Origin of the sequence: Sphingobacterium sp. B16(2022) (genome assembly GCF_012030425.1) — a bacterium.
Taxonomy (GTDB): Bacteria; Bacteroidota; Bacteroidia; order Sphingobacteriales; family Sphingobacteriaceae; genus Sphingobacterium; species Sphingobacterium anhuiense.
Genome location: NZ_JAAUVN010000003.1, coordinates 88,693 through 108,348, shown reverse-complemented (window position 1 = coordinate 108,348; position 19,656 = coordinate 88,693). Strand labels below are relative to the sequence as shown.

Sequence of the window (19,656 nt, the reverse complement as noted above, 5' to 3'; positions counted from 1 at the left end):
AACTAAATAAATATATATGCCATCACACACACTTATTTTAGAAATTGGAATCGCAGTAGGCCTTGTCGCATTTGTTGGTTTAATCGCCAATAAGTTAAAGTTTTCAGTTATTCCATTTTTTATATTGATAGGTATGGTGTTGGGCCAGCATGCTCCCCAAATTGGTCATATAGACCTGACATTTACGGAAAGTAAACCGTTTATTGATTTTATGGGGCGCTTAGGCGTACTTTTTCTGTTGTTTTATCTCGGACTGGAATTCTCGGTTGGCCGATTAATTAAGTCCGGAAAATCAATCGTGACAGGTGGAACAGTGTATGTTTTACTCAATTTTGTGTCTGGGTTACTCATTGGATGGATGATGGATCTGCCATTTAAGGAGATGATGGTACTTTGTGGTATTATGACAAGTTCTTCCACAGCCATTGTAGCAAAGGTATTGACAGATTTGAAACGGACTGCAAATCCTGAAACAGAGGTGATTATGGGAATGATTATGTTTGATGATTTATTTATTGCCATGCATATTTCTTTCCTTTCGGGATTGATTCTAACGGGAAGTAGTTCTTTTTGGACTGTTGCCGGAACTTCATTGCTAGCATTGGGATTTATTTTAACATTTCTAATTCTGGGAAGAAAGCTAGTTCCTGCAATTGATAAGCTATTGCAGGTTAAATCTTCTGAACTATTTGTCCTTGTTATCTTTGCACTACTATTTATAACAGCTGGATTTTCTGAAACTATTCACGTTGCGGAAGCCATTGGAGCATTAATGGCAGGATTAGTTTTAGCAGATTCGCAATATATCAAGAAGATTGAAGCGATGGTATTGCCCTACAAAGATTTTTTTGGAGCAATGTTCTTTTTTAGCTTTGGTTTATCAATAGATATACTATCCTTGGGTGGTGCGGTATTATGGGCCTCAATTGCTGCTCTGGTTACTATCCTCGGTAATTTGGCTTCAGGATACTTTGCGGCAAGGTTCTCAGGAATGAAGAATAAAACAGCTTTTGATATCGGATTTACATTATCTGCTCGAGGTGAGTTTTCCATTATCATGGCCAATATTGGTAAGGCAGGAGGGTTATTGCCTGTTATCCAGTCGTTTGTCGTTGTGTATGTGTTGATTCTGTCAATTGTATCACCACTGTTAACAAAAGAATCCCGTAATCTATGGACAAAATTATTCGGTAAGGATGAAATTAAACCAAAAACAGTCAAAAGGCTAAGTGATCTGGAGTCTGGTCAAACATTATAAAAAAAGGGAATCTATTATAGATTCCCTTTTTTACCATTACAAGAAGCCTAATTCTAATTTTGCTTCTTCGCTCATCATATCCCTTGTCCACGGTGGATCGAATGTAAGCTCAACAAGAGCTTCTGTAACGCCAGGTACAGCAGCAACCTTACTTTGTACCTCATCCATGATCTGACCAGCAACTGGACATCCTGGCGCAGTTAATGTCATCACTATCTTAGCGGTTCCATTTTCTTTGGTTATGATTTCATATACCAATCCTAAATCGACAATATTTGCCGGTTTTAATTCTGGATCATAAACAGTTTCTAATGCTTCCTGGATAGCTGGCGCAATATTTAACTTATCTAAAATTATAATACTCATTTTAAGATCGTTTTATGTTATCTTCAATTGCTTCATTATATATTTCAAGCAATTTCTTTTTATTCTCTTCTGGAGTAAAATTACTAAAATAGAACTCTTTTGTTGTTTGTCTAATGTTATATTTTTCTTTAATACTGTAATTTTTCCATTGCTGTACAGTTTTTAACATATTATCCACACTTTGTGGGTTAAATAGTAATCCTGTCTTATCTGGGATAATTAATTCACTTAAAGCTCCGATATCACTGCCGATCACTGGGGTTCCGACTGAGAAAGCCTCTAAGATCGTCATTGGCATCCCCTCAAACCATACTGAGGGCACGAGCAATGCTTCGGCTTTTTCAACTAATGGCAGTATTTCATCACGGGTTCTAAAACCCATATATTTTATATTGGCATGACGATTTGCAGTATCGACTACTGTTTGTTTTAAAGGTCCGTCACCTATAATGATGATCTTGCTATCTGTTTTTGAAAATGCTTTCAAAAGATTTACGATACCTTTTTCTTCTGTAAGTCTTCCGATATATATAAAAAAGTCTTCCTGAGCATCGATTGTATCTTTAATAGGAAAGGTAAAGTTTGGTTTGATTGTAAATTTTTGTGCAGGAACATGTAAGGTTGAATCTATAAAAAGTTTTTTCGCAAAACTTGATAAAGCTATATATCGATCTACCATATTCCATGTTCCAATTCGTCTATGAAACCAATAGTTCAATGCAAGTACAAAAGTCTTGACAGTAGATCCGTCTAGTACTTTCTTTTTAATGGCTGTCCATGGAAAATTTTCTTTTAAACTGGAAAGAAATAGCTGATGCTCATGATATAATATAGCAGAGGGACAAAGAATACGAAAATTGTGCAAGGTCATGATGAGTGGAACGCCCAATTTGTGAATTGTCCTTAAAATGATAGGACCACTTGCATAATGTGTATTATGAATATGGACAACCTGAGGTTTAAAATTATTAATGCACTTTCTTACGCGATAAGCCGCAGCAATATTCCAAAAAGAAAAAAGTGTTTGCAAAGCGCCTTTCCATCCTTTTTTATTTTGAAAGGTAAACGTCTCCACATCATGATCTATAGCGAGTAATTCACTTTCCTGTTTGAAAACGGTGTCTTCACCTCCTGGCCCTTGATAAAAAGTATGGATGATTAGAATACGCATATATGCTTGCTTTTTTACAAACTTAGATAAATTTGTTTTATGTGCAATTTTAATTCCAGTGCAGTAACAACAAATATAATCGATCCTAGGTAAGGTATCTATCTGCTCACGATTCATTAACTTTAAATATTTTATCTTTTTCTCACTAAGAAAGTAGGTGTAGGAGATAAAAACTATTTGAAATGAATTAAACTGTTTTCAACGGTACTTAGTAAAAGTTTGTTTTTATAATTGTTATCTTCGCGTATCATTAGGAGAAGATGACTAGATACTATGCAGCATTTACAAAAACTAATCTCTGACTCGATTCAAAACAGTCAATTTCCGAATCAACCGAATAATCTTTACGACCCAATTCGCTATTTTTTAAGTTTAGGTGGTAAACGTATTAGACCAGCCTTGACATTGGTTGCCGCTGAAATGTTTGATATTAAAGAAATTAATGATGCTTTACCTGCTGCAAAATCAATCGAATATTTTCATAACTTTTCTTTAGTTCATGATGACGTTATGGATAAAGCACCTCTACGAAGAGGAAAAGCAACCGTTCATGAGAAATGGGATTTGAATGTCGCTATCCTTTCAGGAGATGGATTATTGGTAAAAGCTTATGATGAATTGGCTAATAGCAATCCGCTTTATATAGCAGATCTCCTTAAAACTTTTAATAGAGTTGCTATGCAAGTCTGTGAAGGCCAACAACTGGATATGGATTATGAACATACTGATAAAATTAGTATGGATCAATATATTGAGATGATTAGGCTTAAAACTTCAGTACTGTTAGGAGGTGCACTACAGATGGGGGCAATATTGGCCGAAGCAAATCTTAGTGATCAAAAATTAATTTATGAATTTGGAGAATATATAGGAATAGCTTTCCAGCTTCAAGATGATGTACTAGATGCTTATGGCAACCCTGAAACTTTTGGTAAACAGATTGGAGGAGATATTCTAATTAATAAAAAGACCTATCTGTTGGTCAAATTAATGGAAATCATAAAGGAAGAGGATCTTACAAAACTTCAGAATTTATTAAACGCAACAATACAGGATAATCCAAACAAATTGCATGATATGTTATCACTATACCAAAACTATAATATTAAAGAATATGCAGACAAATTAAAAGATGCATATACACAACGTGCATTTGAAAGATTATCGGCGATTAATATACCAAATCACAAGAAAGAGACGTTAATAACATTATCGACTCAACTCCTCATCAGGGAACAATAGTAATAGCTATTAATTGTCTATTTAATCTTTATTTATTTAAAAAATTCTTAATTTGTAGACTTAGGTCATCATAATTTACGAAACAACTACAATGGAACCGTTAAAAGTAACAATCTTTCAAGCATATATCTTTTGGGAAAATGTCGATAAGAACTTGAGTAATCTCGCGCTTAAACTCTCGAATTTAAGAGAAAAAACGGATCTTATTATTTTGCCTGAAATGTTCAATACCGGATTTACAAATAATGTAGAGAAGTGTGCAGAACCAAGTGATGGTAAAACCATGCAGTGGCTGTTCCACATGTCCCAAAGTTTAAATTGTGTGATAGCAGGTTCATTGATTATAACAGAAGACGGGAAATACTTTAATCGTTTTGTCTGGATGTCTCCAGATGGAACCTACGTAAAATATGACAAAAGACATTTGTTTGCAATGGCAAAAGAAGACCTCTATTTTACAGCTGGACGAGAACGTATTATTGTAAACATCAGAGGTTGGAATATATGTCCTATGATTTGTTATGATATACGCTTTCCGGTATGGTCAAGAAATATTGGTGGCGCTTATGATTTATTGATATATACTGCAAACTGGCCAGATAAACGTTCTGCTCATTGGAGAACCTTAATTCCAGCACGTGCTATAGAAAATCAAGCTTTTGTTATTGGTGTTAATCGTGTAGGTCACGATGGTAATGATATTTATTATTCAGGTGGTTCTATGTGTATTTCTCCTGTAGGAGATGTGGTTTATTATAAACCTGAAGATGAAGATCTGTATACATTTACTATTCATCCCAAAGATCTTCATGAAGCAAGAAAATCTTTTCCATTTTTACAGGATGCAGATAGCTTCACAATAGATTAATGTCATTATTTGTAGGGTCTATCAAGAATGATAGACATTATGACTGCCTTTCTTAAATCAAAGTCTTCTGTTACCATTGGTTCTTTTTGTAAAGATTGTGGTAATTTATTTTTTTTATTCAAAGCTAAGCGGTGCTCTTCTCTTTCTTTTTTAAATCGCTGAATTTCGTTTGTATCTTTTATTTTTTCTGAGTAAAAAGGTGGTGGGGTAACCACATTCTTTTCTTTCTGAGAGGGTTGATATGCAGGTGGTTCTGTTTTGTTTTTGCTAGGAATAGGGGCATTTGCCTTTCTTCTTTTTAGCGCAGCATCTTGCTCTTTCATATAGTTCTGATATGACTTAAAACCAAAGATTGCTAATGCAATTAATAGGGGGACCAACTTTTCCATAGCATGAAGATAACAAAAAAAAAACAATTTAATTTTTGTTATACCATGTAAAGCATTATATTTATAATATAAACCTATTTGGCCAACGAGTTATAGTTAATTTTATCTTTTTTGAAAATAAAGATCCGTTGGCTAAAAAGTACGATATAGTATAACCTAAAAAGACTTTGATTATTATGCTTAATGAAGATTTAATTGGAAAGATAGAGTTCTATGATTTTCTAACTGGAAAAGCGACTACAGCCATATCGCGTAGAATGCAGCGTAATTTAAAAGATGTGGGAATCAATATTACGGCTGAGCAATGGAGTATTTTGTACAATTTATGGCAAGAGGAGGGACTTACACAACAAGAGTTGGCCATTAGAACCTTTAGAGATAAACCAAGTATTACGCGTTTAATTAATAATTTGGAGAAATTAAATTTAGTTATCCGAGTAAATGATAAAGATGATCGTAGATCAAATTTGATTTATTTAACTAAGTCTGCCCGTAAGTTAAAAGAGATGGGTATGCAACAAGCTAATAAGACTATTGCTGAAGCATTGGATGGGGTATCTCCAGATACAATTGATATGGCGCAAGTAACGCTTCAACAAGTTATCTGCAATTTGAGAAAATAATAAAGAAGGGCTTTTGTTTTATGAAAAGCCCTTCTTTATTATTAAAATATTTTTGCCTCAAAATCAGTATGACTTTCGATTAGACGACCTTCTCTTCCAAAATAGATGTCTTGAAAACTTAATGTGTTAACAGCATCAACTTTTCTGAAAAATTTATCGGCACTGACATCGGATAAAGTTTTAAATCCACAAGCTTCCATAATCTCTACAGTAGCACGTAAAGTGTTACGATGGAATTGTGCGACACGTACATATTTATCGTTAACATCTAATCCTTTATACAAGTGGGGCTGTTGTGTTGCAACTCCTACAGGACAAGTATCTTCGTTACATTTCAAAGCTTGAATGCAGCCTAATGCAAACATCATTCCTCTGGCACTATAGCATGCATCTGCTCCGAGAGCAATTACTTTTAACAAATCAAAACCAGTGACGATTCTACTCGAAACTAAGAGCTTGATATGTCTTTTAAGACCAAAAGCAATTAGAGTTTTTGTAACAAAAGCTAAAGCATCATATAATGGCATTCCTAGATTATCTGTAAATTCGAGTGGTGCAGCACCTGTTCCACCCTCGGAACCATCAATAGCAATAAAATCTGGGAATATCTGTGTTGTTTGCATTGCACGACAGATTTCAATAAACTCTTGTTTATCACCGATACACATTTTGAATCCCACAGGTTTGAAGTCACTTAATTCTTTCAATCTATGAATGAATTCCATCATTTCAATTGGATTTGAGAATGCACTGTGTGCAGGAGGTGACATGACATCTGTACCTGGGATGACGTGGCGAATTGCAGCAACTTCGGGTGTGTTTTTGGCTGCAGGTAGTATACCTCCATGGCCAGGTTTAGCACCTTGTGATATTTTCAGTTCAATCATCTTGATGTTAGGACGTGAAGTTTTTTCTCTAAAAAGTTCACCATCAAATTTACCGTCATGCGTACGACAGCCAAAATAACCCGTACCTACCTGCCAGATCAAATCGCCACCACTGTTATGATAGTCACTGATACCACCTTCTCCAGTGTTGTGTGCAAAATTTTGTAATTGAGCACCTTTATTTAATGCGGTAATAGCTGTTTTACTCAATGCGCCATAACTCATTGCAGAAATGTTAAAAACACTTAAACTATAAGGATGTTTACAAGCTGCATTCCCTACAGTAGTACGTAAGTCATGATTATCAATGTGACAAGGAAAGACAGAGTGAGCTGCCCATTCATTACCGACTGTTTGTGGATCTGTCTGCATACCGAAAGCAACAGTTTCCCGTTGGTTTTTAGCGCGTTGATAAACGATAGAACGTTGTCTTCTATTAAAAGGACGTCCATCAGTATCAGACTCCCAAAAGTATTGACGTAATTCTGGACGAATGGATTCAAAGAAATAACGGAAATATCCAACTAAAGGATAGTTTCTTAAAATTGCATGTTTATGTTGGAAACTGTGATATATCGCCACAAATAAAAGAGGCATCGGTATGACTAACAACCAAAACCACTGTGGTGTAAAAATAAGCCCAAAAGAGATTATAATCAAATTGATTACAGTCATGGTGCCAAGAATTAATTTTCTAACGGTCATAATTTAAATAGTATTTAGACTCTTACTTTAATAAAAATTTGATCAAATATCAATCAAATGTAATCGATTGATCTGTTACAATTTTAATGTTTACTATGCTTTCAAATATTGAACCAATGTTCATTTTATACAAAGCAAAAGTACTAAGTTACTTGTTGTAAAAGAAAATTAATGGCCGTTATGAAGAAGTTTTAAAATCTTGGTAAAGAAATGATATTTAGCTTTTTCTTTTTACAATCTCTTGTGATAATAGTTGATAGATTTGTTTCCAATCATCATGTTCGCTGATAAAATTTAAATGCTTTTTTATCGTGATTTCGTCATTTCTAACAGCTGGTCCGGTCTGAACTTGACTAGGTAGCTTAGATTGTACCTTTTGTGCAGTTTCAAGAATAATTGGCCTGATTATATCAAACGGTAAATCGTGCTGCTGTAAGAGGTCATAACTGATTTGAAAGAGTGCGTTTGTGAAGTTATTCGCAAATACTGAGGCTATATGAATAGCTAATCTTTGACTTGAGCTACAAGCGATAGATTTTGGTGCTATAGTAGCCATAAGCTTCATCAGAATATTAAATGTTATGGAGTCATTTCCTTCAATACAAAACGGAATAAGACTGAAGTCGGATTGATCATTTTTAGAAATGGACTGCGGAGGATATATCACACCATAATGCTGAAATTTACTTAAAACTTGTATATCTGTAGCTCCAGAACAGTGCACAACAATGCCGGAGATAGCTGTAGATATGGTTTCAATAAGTGATGGAATAGCATGATCCGGAATTGCGATCATATAGAGATCAGCTTCTTTATTTATTTCTGATACCTTAGAAATAGCCTCTGCATTTACAGCAAAGGCCAATGCTTGAGCATTGACCTTCTGTTGACTGAATATTTGCAAGATTTTGTGACCTTTGTTATGGAAGTTATGTGCAAAGTGTGTTGCAACATTTCCACTTCCTAAGATGACAATATTCATTAGCTTTGTTTTTTATCTAATCTTTTTGCCTCACTATTTCTTCTAAAAATAGACATGAAAAATCCGATTGTCATGACAATAGTTCCACACCAGAAGAAATTAATATATGGAAATTTAATCGCTTTAAATACAATCCATTTTTTCTCTGGAAGTGGTTTTTGGTAAACCATAACTTCTAATTTATCTTTTTTAGGCAAGATATTTGAAAAACGGAAACGTAGTCCTTCTTCATTTACATCTTTATTAAAATCATATGAAGTACCATCTTTGATTAAAAACACCGGTTCAACGTTGTATTCTTTTTTATCAGAAGCGATAACTTTGATTTTTAATCCTACAATGACATCTTTCTCTCCCTTAGGGATGTTTTCTAAATGAGCATTTCTGTTAATACCTTCAATGACAAAGAAACCATTTCTATAACGAAGGGTGTCACCAACATTGACCTCATAAGTTGCCGGTTCTTCATAATCCTCAAAGCCTGTTTTCTGATCGGCAGGGATATTTGCATTTTTCGCCTGTAAGTCCGAAGCTGCCGCAGTTATTAGGGTGTAAATGTCATGTGTGAAGTAGTGCTTTGTCGCAGGAGTACCGATCAATCCTCCCATTTTCTCATTATTCTGAGCAAACGGCATAAGTACAAACGAATTTTTTACTTTTCCACTTTCCTCATCGATTGCTTCATATTTTATCTTATAAAACACATTGGGTTGTGCTACACTATCACCAATATAAGTGATGCGGTATTCACCCATCTGCACCGGTTCACCCTCTGTTAAGAACAGGTTGTCACCAGGTTTTTCAACCTTGTCAAATCCAGATACAGCAATATAACCCGTATTATTGATTGAAATCACTTCATTGGTAGATGCTGCTATCATGGCTCCAATTAATAATAATCCAAATCCAATGTGCGCAATAGCTGACCCCGCTAATTTCCACTTACCTTTTACGGCATCTGCTAATACGCGAATATTCGCGAGAATACAGAATAGGGAAGAGAAGGTTATTAAGATGAAAATTAAATTTGTGTATGTTTTCGTGATGTAAGAAACTGCAGCAGTTAATACAATAGCTACGATTAAAGAAGCGATGGTTGACGCGAAAAATTTTCTAGGATCTGTTTTTTTATACTTCAAGAATTGGGTGATTGAAGTTAAAATCATAATAATGACCGCAAATCCCGACTGCCATTTGTTATAATGTTGGATCGGATCTAAAGGTGGAGCAACCTTGGTTCCAAAAATAGCATTGAAGACTGGAATTGAAGTTGAAGAGATCATTTGAACGCAGGCAACAGTTAGAACCAAAGCGCCTATGAACAACCAAAATTCTCTTGAATAGATATCCTCCTCTTTTTGAGTCGTCGGCATTTGTTTTTTACGGACAACCAAAGCTACAACCATAATCACAAAGAAGGTCGCATTAAAGGCAATAAGTTGAACATTTAACCCCAAATCAGTAAATGAGTGCACAGATGTTTCTCCTAGAATCCCACTTCTTGTTAAGTAGGAAGCATAGATGACAAGAACGAAACTGATTAAAGCCAAGAATGTAGCTGTAAAGTAAGAATGCCCAGAGTTTTTATAAGCAATCATTACGTGAACAGCAGCAATTAAAGTAAACCAAGGAATAATAGATGCATTTTCTACAGGATCCCAAGCCCAGAAACCACCAAAGTTAAGTGCTTCATACGCCCAAAATGATCCCATAATTATACCTACACCCAATATCATGACAGCAAAAAGTGCCCATGGTAATCCAGGTGTAATCCACTCTTTATAACGTTTGGTCCATAAAGCCGCGGCCGCATAAGCAAAGGGAACAACCATAGAAGCAAAACCTAAGAATAGCGTTGGCGGGTGAATAACCATCCAATAGTTTTGTAACAGTGGGTTTAAACCTTTGCCATCAGGAATTAAAGATAAATAGTTTGGATCGTTAAAAATTGGTCCCTCTATAGCCTCTCTTAGTAAGATAAAAGGCGAGCTACCTAGATGAAATCCAAAAATTTGTACACCTACGATCATAGAAGCTAGAAATACTTGACACAACATGATGAAGGTCATTACTGGACCCTCCCAATCTTTAGCCTTAAAAAGTAAAACTGATCCTAATACACTTTGCCAGAACATCCAGAGTAAAAAACTACCTTCCTGACCTTCCCAAAAACTGGAGATGATGTAATGTGTAGGCAATGATTTGGAGCTATGTGCCCATGCATAATGGTATTCAAATAAATGAGTATGGATAATGAAAAAAAGCGTTGCAGCAATCGCAATGATTGAGGCTGCATTTGTCCAGAAAGCAATCCGGGCAATTTTTAACCAAGATTTTTCTTCTTTATTTGTTGTAGCAAAATAATAACTAATGAAAGATAGTAATGCTGTTCCGAATGAGAGAACAATAAAAAACTGACCTATTTTTCCAGGCAATAGATTCTCGCCTACGTAGTTTACGTCCATTTATTTGGTGATTATGAATATTAGTTATTAAATGCTGTAGCGTTAGTTTCTGTAACCTCGACTTTATCTTGGTTATATTTCGAAGGACATTTCATCAATATTTTTGACGCATGAAATACATTACCATCCATTTTACCTGTTAATACAATTTGTTCAGATCGTTCGATATCCTGAGGTTTTGAACCATTGAATACAATTTGACATTCTGTACTATCATTGTCATACATGTAAAATGAAAAGTGATTTGCATTAGTTTTTGGATCATAATGCAATGCTTTTTCCTTATTAAGTACGCCTACAACATAGAGTTCTGTTTTTTTCTCTTTCGCTTCTGTAAAAGTTGAATAGGTGCTAGAATCTGTGTAAATTACAAGAATCATCGCAATTGCAACAGCAATAAGGGCGATTAGAATAATGGAACTTTTTTTCATTAGAATAATTTGTTTAATAAATGAGCGTCAGCTTTCTATTTGTATTATTGAGCTCGCTAACACTCGGTTTTAAAGGCCATGAAGCTATCATGAGCAGTTATTCATTTTATTAATGAGCTGATTTAAGCTCATGATGGTTTCATTTTTAAAAAAAATTAACACTTTATCGAATACAAAATTACGAATAGATTGGCGAAGTAACTAAATTTGCAACCGGGATCGTTTATTTATAACCTTTCTAAATAAATTTATAATGCGTTGAAAATAGGTTTAAATCATTCTATACAACATACATTTAATCTTATTAAATATCTTTAATTTAGTTTATATCTTAATTTTTACAATCATTTGGATCGAATGAAAATAATCGTGTTGCGTATTGTGTGTTTGCTCGTAGGGATATTGCCTTTACAACTTGCTTTATCGCAAAGCAAAATTTTAAAAAGTGAAATTGCTCTCCAAAATGATAATGACGTTTATTTATTAACATCTCAGGACCGTTATTATACAAATGGAATCAATATAAACTATAGATTAGGTTTAAAATCAGATACTTCGAAAGTTAAAAATCGTGTGTTGGATATTGAGCTTGGACAAAAGATGTACAACGGGGTTAATTTGTATAATAATAGATCATCACAATGGGATAGACCGTTTGCAGCCTATCTATACCTATCGGGTGAATTGAATCAGTATTATAGACAGGAACAGGTATTAAGTTTAAAAGTTGAATTCGGGCAGGTTGGACCACTTGCAAAAGGAAAGGAGGTGCAAAAAATTATCCATCAGGTATTCAATATTTATGAAGTATCTGGCTGGGAAGGGCAGATCCCAAATGCATTTGGTGTTGATCTAGGATTAAAGTATCAAAGGCTGTTCTATAGATCATCTGGCAGAAGTTTCGAAATTTCGGGTGTAAGTTCAGGAACATTAGGAATGAACCATGTAAATGCAAATATTGGTTTGCCTATCAGATGGGGGCGCTTACGGTCATTTTATCATTCTGCATTTACTAAGGGACATGTTCAGAGTACGGAGACCGATCGAGAATTATTTTTCTATTATATACCATCCTTATATTATCACGGCTATAATTCCACTATTCAAGGCGGGATTGGACATGATAAAACATTCAGAGATCAATATACGATTGAGAAATTCATGCCTAGCCATAAAGTTGGATTTATGCTGGCAAGTGGTCGATCAACCCTAGGATTATCCTATGTCTTTCAATCACGAGAAGCGAAAGAAATGCTTTATGGTACGCATCAATATGGATCCTTGTTTTATGGATTACGATTTTAAAACCTCCGCTGTAACAACCTGATATTTATTTCCGGTAAATTTTGTCACGAGCATACTTGCTACAGTGTCTCCGGTAGAATTTAATATGGTCGCTAATGGATCAACGAGCGTTCCGATAATCATTACGGCTGGAACGGCTTCTATTGGAAGGTCCAGCACAGAGATCATTAACATTTCTCCAATATATCCGCCATTAGGAATTCCGCCTGCTACCACACTAACTAGAACAGTAATTCCGAGTGACATAACGAGCGTCATCGGATCAAAAAAATCTTTTCCTATTAACAAAAATGCAACGTATATTTTAAAAATAGAAGATATACTGGATCCTTGTTTATGTAGCGTTGTTCCCAAAGGAATGACCACATTAGCGATAGTATCTGGAACTCCAATGTTTTTTGCAGCCAGTAAGTTAGCAGGCATTGTTGCCAAACTACTGCAAGAACCTAATGCAGTCAGCGTGGGAATAATATTATTTTTCCAATAAGAGGTAATTCCATATTTGCCATTCGCAATAAATGCAAAGACAGTGAAACCCACAAAAAAATAACAGGTTCCAAATAAATAATAAAGCCCTAAAGGTTTGGCATAGAAACCAAAAAGCTGTGGTCCTAAACTACTGACTTGATAAGCAAAATAAGCACCTAAACCGATCGGTGAAATTTTCATGATCAAGATCAACAAATTTTTCATCACTTCATTTCCAGCATTTAAGAAAGATAGGAATGGCTGTGCAACAGCACTTGATTTTCGCGTAGCTATACCCACTAAAAATGAGAAAATTACAAGAGCAAGCATATTCTCTCGTGATAGTAGTTTACCAAACTCTGAAACGGTTAAAAAGCGAACCATCTTATCACTCCAGGTGTCATCAGGATTATTGTCCAGAAGTTCTGAACCATTTGGTACTATGGGAGCGTCAAGAGGAAAGAAATAAAGGACGGCAATCGTAGCACAGGCAGAAATGAGTACACCCATTAAAAAGACGCCGGTCATTGCCCCGATGATCTTGCCGAGTTGGTTTGTTCCTTCAATATTAGCTACAGATGATGAGATAGCAAAGAAAACTAGCGGAATGACAGCAACAAATAACAAGTTCAGGAAAATATCACCTATAGGCTTGATATATGGAACTATAGTAGGTAAATATATTCCTAAGATACTCCCTGCAAGGATACCTACAATAAGTAGGATGATGCTTCCATAATTTTGGAGAAATATATTGGTTGTGTATGTCATTGTGGATACTAATTTAGTTTTTTTTATTTATATATCATTTAATATATAGTGAACGGAACTTAAAATTCAAAATTTTCAATTTATACTAGTTTGATTTTGAATATGATTTGTCTAATTGTTGGTAGACCTCGAACAGCTTGCAATTTTATTATTGATTTAATGGTTAAAAGGTTTGTACATCTTATTGGTAGTATAATGCCTCTGCACGGTTAACGGTATGATGCCGGTATTTTAAATAATTGTTAACAACTTGTTATTCTAAAAAGTCTTTTCTATTTTAGTCCAAAATAGTGACTCTAACCTATGTATCACTTTAAATAGATGCCTTTTCGTTTTTTTGAAAAAATAGTCTAATTTCACACTGCCTTATGACAGATTCACAATTGATAGACAGTTTGAAAGGAGACGATCAAACGGGATTTGTTATCATCTATCATCGATTTTATAAGCAATTATTCTTTTTTATACTGAAGTATATTAAAGAAGCAGATATTGCGGAAGAGATCGTAGCTGATGTATTTGTTAAGGTGTGGGATCGTCGGATGAATTTCCCCACTATGGAAAACCTTCGGGCATTTGTTTATATTTCAGCTAAAAATGCAAGTCTTAACACGATTCGGGCAAAACGTTCCAAAGGTATTCATGAATCTTTATCAGACTATGAAGATCTTTTAGTTGATGACAAGGATGCCTTTTCGAATTTGATACATGCCGAACTTGTTCATGCTATTTTTACAGAAGTAGAAAAATTACCTGAAAAACAAAAAGAAGTTTTTAATTTAACCTTCCTAGAAGATAAGACCGTTGAGGAAATTGCAGAAGAACTGGCAATGAGTCCTTCCGCCGTATACACTAACCGTTCTCGGGCAATTAACACAATTAGACACCTGTTAAAGACAAAAAATACATTAGCACTTTTTGCTTTTTTATCTTTTGTTGGCCAAAAGTAAATATATATTTTATTTAACTCATTATTAGATATTTAGGTTTTTTTCTCAAATATGCTGTAAGATTGTTAAGTAACTCGTGTTTCTATTATCAAAATGAATAATGGCACACACGAAGCATCATATAGACAACACCTTAATCCTATTACAAGAATATTTGAAAGGGAATATTCATCCAACTACAGATAGAGAGCTTCGGATGCTTTTTCAACAATATCCAGATTTACGAATCATGGTAGAAAAGTTGGAAAATGCTGATCATTTGCGTCAAGAACTAGAATATTATAGTGTGCACGTCAAAGATATCGAAAAAAGAGAATCTCGAGTACTCTCTAATATCATGACAAAAATTGAGAAACCATCTTTAAAGAAAACGACAAGTTATAAAAAGTTACCACTATGGTATACAGTTGCTGCTTGTATCATTGGATTAGCAATATTTGGTATTTGGACCATCAAAAGTAAAGATCACAATAACAATATTGATGTTACAAAATTAGCAGAAAACCTGCACCCTGGTGGAAACAAAGCAACACTTCATTTTTCTGACGGGAGCAGTTTAGGATTAGATCAAAGCCATAATGGAATCGTTATAGGCAGTAGTATCACCTATAATGATGGTTCCGTAGCCTTAGGTAGCTCGACGGATAAAAGACAGATGATGACCTTATCAACTCCGCGGGGAGGGCAATATGAGATTCAGTTGTCGGATGGTACAAAAGTATGGCTAAATGCATCTACAAGTCTAAAATACCCAGATAAATTTACAGAACAGCAACGTTTAGTGGAATTAGACGGTGAAGCCTTCTTTGAAGTAGCGAAATCGCAAGGTAGACCATTTATTGTTATTACTGCAAAGGAAAAAATAGAAGTGTTAGGAACTCATTTCAATGTCTATTCTTATCCAAATGAGAAAGAATCCAAAGTTTCTTTAAAAGAAGGTAAAGTTAAAGTTTCTGTTCCCACTGGAGAAGAGAAAGTACTTGCACCAGGCGAACAGGCAGTGGTCAATGGAGAAAACCTTCGTGTGCAACAAGTCTCTATAGATGAAAGTATCTCTTGGACAAATGATGAGTTTATGTTTAATAATGAACCTCTAGGTACAGTGCTGACACAGGTCGCAAGATGGTATGATATAGATATCGATATAGACCCTAGTCTTTCAAAAATTACGCTATGGGGATCCGTTTCCCGACTTGATACTTTTGATAAAGTGTTAAAAATTATAAAAATGACTGACGATAAAATTAAAATTCAAATCGAAGGGAGGAGGGTAAAGCTTATGAAATAATGATTACACTCAGAATCTAATATTTCGTAATCTTAAGTAGCTGAGGAAGGTGGTACTTCCCCAGCAATTGGTTCGAAAATTAAAAAATACTTGCTAACTATTTATTAAACTAACAAAACCAACCAAATGTAATGAAAAAGTATAAATACCTCATTATTATGAAAATGATTATTATGCTTCTTTTGTTTACCGTGGGACAGCTTCATGCAGGAAGTTTTGCTCAAACGGTACGTATTAAGAAGAAGAATAGTGCTATTGTTGACGTATTCCGTGAAATCAAAAAGCAGACTGGATATACAGTTCTTTGTAAATCGGAAATTATCAACAATACGCCTTCTGTAAGTGTAGATTTTGATAATGTAACGTTAGACCGTGCCCTTTCCGAGTTGCTAACTCCACGTGGACTGACTTATATTAAAGATGGAAAGTCTATCGTCGTTAAATCGGGTAAACCTGATTTTGATAACCAACAAACTATTAAGAATTCCAAAATCACAATCTTAAGCGAACAAAAATCGGTACATGGACAAGTAACAGACCAAAGTGGACAGGTGCTTTCTGGTGTCAGTGTTTCGATTAAAGGAACAAAAAATACTGTAGGAACCGACCAAAATGGCAATTTTTCGATTGTGGCATCACGAGGATCTATCTTACAGTTTAACTTTTTAGGTTATGAAAGAAAAGAAGTAGAAGTTGTTTCTGAGACCGTAAATGTGAGCCTGCAGTTTAGTCAAGCAAATTTAGAAGAGGTTGTTGTAACGGGGTATGGTACGTTTAAGAAATCAGATTATACTGGATCTGCTTCAACAATCCGTACTGAGCGCATGTCCGACGTGCCTGCTGTCGATTTTTCGACAATGCTTCAGGGAAATGCGCCTGGGGTGCAAGTTAATTCACTTTCCGGTCAGCCAGGTGGTGCTACTGATATCCGTATTAGAGGAATGGGATCTATTAATGCTTCTAGCAAACCTTTATTTGTCATCGACGGTGTTCCGGTAATGTCTAATGATATTTCATCAAGTAGTTCAAATAATGCTGGATTGGATGTCATGTCTACTTTGAGTAATGCCGATATTGAGCAGATTACAGTAATTAAAGATGCCGCAGCAGCTTCACTTTATGGATCACGTGCTGCTGGTGGAGTAATTTTGATTACCACAAAGTCTGGAAAAGCTGGAAAGCCAGTATTCTCATTTAAGGGTGCTTATGGTCTTTCAAGTCAAGCAACAGATTTCCGTGAGGTCATGGATGGTCCCCAACGACGCGAGATGCTTTTGGAAGGACTTCGAAACCGTGCTCGTTACATCGATAAGGTGGTCGATGATAACTTAATAGAAGAATATGCACAAGCGAACATCGATAAGTATGCACCTAAACCTTGGAGTGGTTGGACAGATTGGAAGAAAGAATTGTTTCGCCAAAATTCTCCTTTTAGAAATGCAGATCTTTCTGCTTCAGGAGGTGATGGTAAGCTCTCTTACTACACATCGATGGGGTATGTCAATCAAACAGGTTTGTCTTATCAATCTGGTTTTGAGCGTATAACTGGCCGTTTGAATGTTAAATATAAAATGAGCGATAAAATAGAACTTGGAGCTAATATTCTATACTCAAACATTGCTCAAGATGTGAATTCAGAAGGAGGAGCTTATACTTCACCGATCTATTCAACTCGTCATAAGATTACAGCTTCGGAGCCGGTGTACAATGAAGATGGTTCATTTTTCACAGATTTCTTTTCTAATGGACCGCGTAATCCTAAAGCAACTTCCTTGTATAATTACCGAAGAGAACAGGGTGATCGTTCTTTTAATACCGTATTTGCCAATTATAAGTTCTTTAATGGTTTAGTCTTTAATACAACTTTTAGTTTAGACCATACCAATACCAAATATAATTCTTGGTCAGATCCACGTACATCAGACGGTGAGAAAACAAATGGTTCTTTAACTACAAGTTTTACAGATTATAATCAGATCGTATGGCGGAATAGTTTAACTTATAATAAGACTTTTGCTAACAAGCATCATTTGGATATATTGGGCGGATATGAGGTTAATAAATTTCGCAAAGATGGAATTGATGGTGCAAAAGATAATTTTCCTTCAGTAGATAAAGTTGTTCTTTCAAATGGTTCTGTCATTACAGATCTTTCTGGTTCCAATTCAGAATGGCGTTTGTTGTCTTACCTTTCCAGAGCAAACTATAATTATGATGATAAATATTTCTTTGGTGGTAGCGTTCGTATGGATGGTAGCTCTCGTATTCATCGTGATAGCCGTTGGGGGAAATTTTGGTCCTTATCAGGAGCATGGAAGTTTTCAAAAGAAAACTTTATGGAATCAATAGGTGACGTTGTAACTGACGGTAAGATTCGGGTGTCATATGGTACTAATGGTACTCTACCCAATACGTATTATACTTATATGGATTTGACCGGTTTTGGTTTTCCTTATCTTAATAATCCTGGTATAAGAGAAACTCAGATTGGAAACCCGGCTTTACAATGGGAGAAACAAAATAATCTAAATATTGGATTAGATCTTCGTCTTTTTGATCGTTTGGGAGCTACCTTCGAATGGTACAGACGCCAGTCGTCAGATCTATTGAACGATATGCCTACGTCCTATACAACAGGTTTTTCTGCTTATCTAACCAATATTGGAGCACTTCGTAACTCAGGAATAGAAGTTGATTTGAATGCAGATATTTTAAGAGATTCTGAATTTAAATGGACTTCAAATCTAAATTTTGGAATGAACAGAAATAAGACTATATCATTAGCTGATGGAAGTTCTGAGTTAAGGGACGGTACATTGATTCACCGTGTCGGCCAACCATGGTATAGCTATTATCTGATCGAATTTGCGGGGATAAGTAAGGAAACTGGTGTGCCACAATATTACATCAATGATCCAGCTAATCTAGATTCAAGAGATATCACAGAAGATTATACCAAAGCAAACAGAATTCTTTATAAAAGTGTCGATCCTAAGTTGATCGGTGGTTTTACTAATACCCTTCGTTATAAGATTTTTGATCTAAACTTTACATGGACATATTCTCTGGGTGGTTATTCATACGATAGCGGTGCGAGTAAAACAGAGCTTGCTGGAAAAACGGGTTATGATAATATTCCGCAATATTATGAACGCAGATGGCAAAAGCCAGGTGATGATATCGATATCGAAATGTTTATGGTTGGAAATACTTACGATATGAGCAGTGTAGCCAATACACGTCGTGTTCATTCAACAGATCATATCCGATTGAAAAACTTGACTTTCGGAGTATCTCTTCCGCAACACATTGCACGTCGTCTTAAAGTGAGTAATATCAGAGCATATTGTTCAGGAGTCAATCTTTTGACTTTTGCAGCTTATAATAATTATGATCCTGAGGTACCTGTAAATGGTACAGTATATTTTGAATCCCCAAAACTGAAGACGGTTACTTTTGGTTTGGATATTAAATTCTAAAAAAAGAC

The 19,656-nt window shown here is 35.3% G+C and carries 16 protein-coding genes; 8 read left to right on the top strand and 8 right to left on the bottom strand.

The genetic code is table 11. The features are described 5' to 3' along the window. The first annotated feature begins 16 nt into the window (after positions 1 to 16). On the top strand, positions 17 to 1,258 hold the full coding sequence (locus HCX49_RS15155; protein WP_021190453.1) for a cation:proton antiporter: 1,242 nt from the start codon (positions 17 to 19) through the stop codon (positions 1,256 to 1,258). A 36-nt stretch (positions 1,259 to 1,294) separates the two neighbouring features. On the opposite strand, the gene HCX49_RS15150 is transcribed toward HCX49_RS15155, so the two are convergent. Next, entirely contained in the window at positions 1,295 to 1,624 is a 330-nt protein-coding gene (locus HCX49_RS15150; protein ID WP_021190454.1) for a metal-sulfur cluster assembly factor, read from the bottom strand. Between the two features lies 1 nt (position 1,625). Continuing rightward, complete coding sequence (locus HCX49_RS15145; RefSeq protein ID WP_168127573.1) at positions 1,626 to 2,795, bottom strand: glycosyltransferase family 4 protein; 1,170 nt, start codon at positions 2,793 to 2,795, stop codon at positions 1,626 to 1,628. A 273-nt stretch (positions 2,796 to 3,068) separates the two neighbouring features. On the opposite strand from HCX49_RS15145, the gene HCX49_RS15140 reads away from it, so the two are divergent. Both HCX49_RS15140 and HCX49_RS15135 read left to right on the top strand, forming a co-directional pair. Beyond that, positions 3,069 to 4,037 (top strand): polyprenyl synthetase family protein, encoded by a 969-nt coding sequence (locus tag HCX49_RS15140; RefSeq protein ID WP_132769108.1) that lies wholly within the window; start codon positions 3,069 to 3,071, stop codon positions 4,035 to 4,037. Between the two features lie 91 nt (positions 4,038 to 4,128). Further along, complete coding sequence (locus HCX49_RS15135) at positions 4,129 to 4,905, top strand: amidohydrolase (protein ID WP_021190460.1); 777 nt, start codon at positions 4,129 to 4,131, stop codon at positions 4,903 to 4,905. 5 nt (positions 4,906 to 4,910) lie between these two features. Here HCX49_RS15135 and HCX49_RS15130 read toward each other — a convergent pair whose 3' ends face one another. After that, positions 4,911 to 5,228, bottom strand: a complete 318-nt coding sequence (locus tag HCX49_RS15130) for a hypothetical protein (RefSeq protein ID WP_132769107.1) — start codon at positions 5,226 to 5,228, stop codon at positions 4,911 to 4,913. Positions 5,229 to 5,470: 242 nt separating this feature from the next. On the opposite strand from HCX49_RS15130, the gene HCX49_RS15125 reads away from it, so the two are divergent. Beyond that, positions 5,471 to 5,917 (top strand): MarR family winged helix-turn-helix transcriptional regulator, encoded by a 447-nt coding sequence (locus tag HCX49_RS15125; RefSeq protein ID WP_021190462.1) that lies wholly within the window; start codon positions 5,471 to 5,473, stop codon positions 5,915 to 5,917. Positions 5,918 to 5,958: 41 nt separating this feature from the next. On the opposite strand, the gene HCX49_RS15120 is transcribed toward HCX49_RS15125, so the two are convergent. The 4 genes from HCX49_RS15120 to HCX49_RS15105 all read right to left on the bottom strand — a co-directional run bounded on the left by HCX49_RS15120 (position 5,959) and on the right by HCX49_RS15105 (position 11,387). Then, positions 5,959 to 7,509, bottom strand: coding sequence for an FMN-binding glutamate synthase family protein (locus HCX49_RS15120; RefSeq protein ID WP_021190463.1), 1,551 nt, complete (start codon positions 7,507 to 7,509; stop codon positions 5,959 to 5,961). A gap of 217 nt (positions 7,510 to 7,726) precedes the next feature. Then, positions 7,727 to 8,491, bottom strand: a complete 765-nt coding sequence (locus HCX49_RS15115) for a Rossmann-like and DUF2520 domain-containing protein (RefSeq protein WP_021190464.1) — start codon at positions 8,489 to 8,491, stop codon at positions 7,727 to 7,729. Beyond that, positions 8,491 to 10,956, bottom strand: coding sequence for a heme lyase CcmF/NrfE family subunit (locus HCX49_RS15110; RefSeq protein ID WP_168127572.1), 2,466 nt, complete (start codon positions 10,954 to 10,956; stop codon positions 8,491 to 8,493). The genes HCX49_RS15115 and HCX49_RS15110 overlap by 1 nt, the downstream gene beginning before the upstream one ends. 20 nt (positions 10,957 to 10,976) lie before the next feature. After that, positions 10,977 to 11,387: a cytochrome c maturation protein CcmE gene (locus HCX49_RS15105; RefSeq protein WP_168127571.1), complete on the bottom strand. Its 411-nt coding sequence runs from the start codon at positions 11,385 to 11,387 to the stop codon at positions 10,977 to 10,979. Between the two features lie 357 nt (positions 11,388 to 11,744). Between HCX49_RS15105 and HCX49_RS15100 the strand changes: the two genes are divergently transcribed. Next, positions 11,745 to 12,692: a lipid A deacylase LpxR family protein gene (locus tag HCX49_RS15100; RefSeq protein ID WP_132769101.1), complete on the top strand. Its 948-nt coding sequence runs from the start codon at positions 11,745 to 11,747 to the stop codon at positions 12,690 to 12,692. Here HCX49_RS15100 and HCX49_RS15095 read toward each other — a convergent pair. Continuing rightward, positions 12,681 to 13,931 carry a dicarboxylate/amino acid:cation symporter gene (locus HCX49_RS15095; RefSeq protein ID WP_168127570.1) on the bottom strand — a complete coding sequence of 417 codons (1,251 nt, stop codon included), beginning with the start codon at positions 13,929 to 13,931 and terminating at the stop codon, positions 12,681 to 12,683. The genes HCX49_RS15100 and HCX49_RS15095 overlap by 12 nt on opposite strands. A 368-nt stretch (positions 13,932 to 14,299) precedes the next feature. On the opposite strand from HCX49_RS15095, the gene HCX49_RS15090 reads away from it, so the two are divergent. From HCX49_RS15090 to HCX49_RS15080, 3 genes are all read left to right on the top strand, one after another. After that, the gene (locus tag HCX49_RS15090) at positions 14,300 to 14,881 is read left to right on the top strand and encodes an RNA polymerase sigma factor (protein ID WP_168127569.1); all 582 of its coding nucleotides are present in this window, start codon (positions 14,300 to 14,302) and stop codon (positions 14,879 to 14,881) included. Between the two features lie 100 nt (positions 14,882 to 14,981). Next, on the top strand, positions 14,982 to 16,169 hold the full coding sequence (locus HCX49_RS15085; RefSeq protein ID WP_168127568.1) for a FecR family protein: 1,188 nt from the start codon (positions 14,982 to 14,984) through the stop codon (positions 16,167 to 16,169). 131 nt (positions 16,170 to 16,300) lie between these two features. Continuing rightward, a complete protein-coding gene (locus tag HCX49_RS15080) occupies positions 16,301 to 19,648 on the top strand; it encodes a TonB-dependent receptor (RefSeq protein WP_168127567.1) in 3,348 nt (1,115 codons plus the stop codon). Positions 19,649 to 19,656 lie beyond the last annotated feature (8 nt).

What these genes read in the sequence shown, in the direction of transcription:
- HCX49_RS15085 (WP_168127568.1), top strand. Translation starts at nt 14,982, where the DNA reads ATGGCACACACGAAGCATCATATAGACAACACCTTAATCCTATTACAA.
- HCX49_RS15095 (WP_168127570.1), bottom strand. Translation starts at nt 13,931, where the DNA reads ATGACATACACAACCAATATATTTCTCCAAAATTATGGAAGCATCATC.
- HCX49_RS15140 (WP_132769108.1), top strand. Translation starts at nt 3,069, where the DNA reads ATGCAGCATTTACAAAAACTAATCTCTGACTCGATTCAAAACAGTCAA.
- HCX49_RS15145 (WP_168127573.1), bottom strand. Translation starts at nt 2,795, where the DNA reads ATGCGTATTCTAATCATCCATACTTTTTATCAAGGGCCAGGAGGTGAA.
- HCX49_RS15100 (WP_132769101.1), top strand. Translation starts at nt 11,745, where the DNA reads ATGAAAATAATCGTGTTGCGTATTGTGTGTTTGCTCGTAGGGATATTG.
- HCX49_RS15120 (WP_021190463.1), bottom strand. Translation starts at nt 7,509, where the DNA reads ATGACCGTTAGAAAATTAATTCTTGGCACCATGACTGTAATCAATTTG.
- HCX49_RS15090 (WP_168127569.1), top strand. Translation starts at nt 14,300, where the DNA reads ATGACAGATTCACAATTGATAGACAGTTTGAAAGGAGACGATCAAACG.
- HCX49_RS15155 (WP_021190453.1), top strand. Translation starts at nt 17, where the DNA reads ATGCCATCACACACACTTATTTTAGAAATTGGAATCGCAGTAGGCCTT.
- HCX49_RS15135 (WP_021190460.1), top strand. Translation starts at nt 4,129, where the DNA reads ATGGAACCGTTAAAAGTAACAATCTTTCAAGCATATATCTTTTGGGAA.
- HCX49_RS15080 (WP_168127567.1), top strand. Translation starts at nt 16,301, where the DNA reads ATGAAAAAGTATAAATACCTCATTATTATGAAAATGATTATTATGCTT.
- HCX49_RS15115 (WP_021190464.1), bottom strand. Translation starts at nt 8,491, where the DNA reads ATGAATATTGTCATCTTAGGAAGTGGAAATGTTGCAACACACTTTGCA.
- HCX49_RS15125 (WP_021190462.1), top strand. Translation starts at nt 5,471, where the DNA reads ATGCTTAATGAAGATTTAATTGGAAAGATAGAGTTCTATGATTTTCTA.
- HCX49_RS15110 (WP_168127572.1), bottom strand. Translation starts at nt 10,956, where the DNA reads ATGGACGTAAACTACGTAGGCGAGAATCTATTGCCTGGAAAAATAGGT.
- HCX49_RS15105 (WP_168127571.1), bottom strand. Translation starts at nt 11,387, where the DNA reads ATGAAAAAAAGTTCCATTATTCTAATCGCCCTTATTGCTGTTGCAATT.
- HCX49_RS15150 (WP_021190454.1), bottom strand. Translation starts at nt 1,624, where the DNA reads ATGAGTATTATAATTTTAGATAAGTTAAATATTGCGCCAGCTATCCAG.
- HCX49_RS15130 (WP_132769107.1), bottom strand. Translation starts at nt 5,228, where the DNA reads ATGAAAGAGCAAGATGCTGCGCTAAAAAGAAGAAAGGCAAATGCCCCT.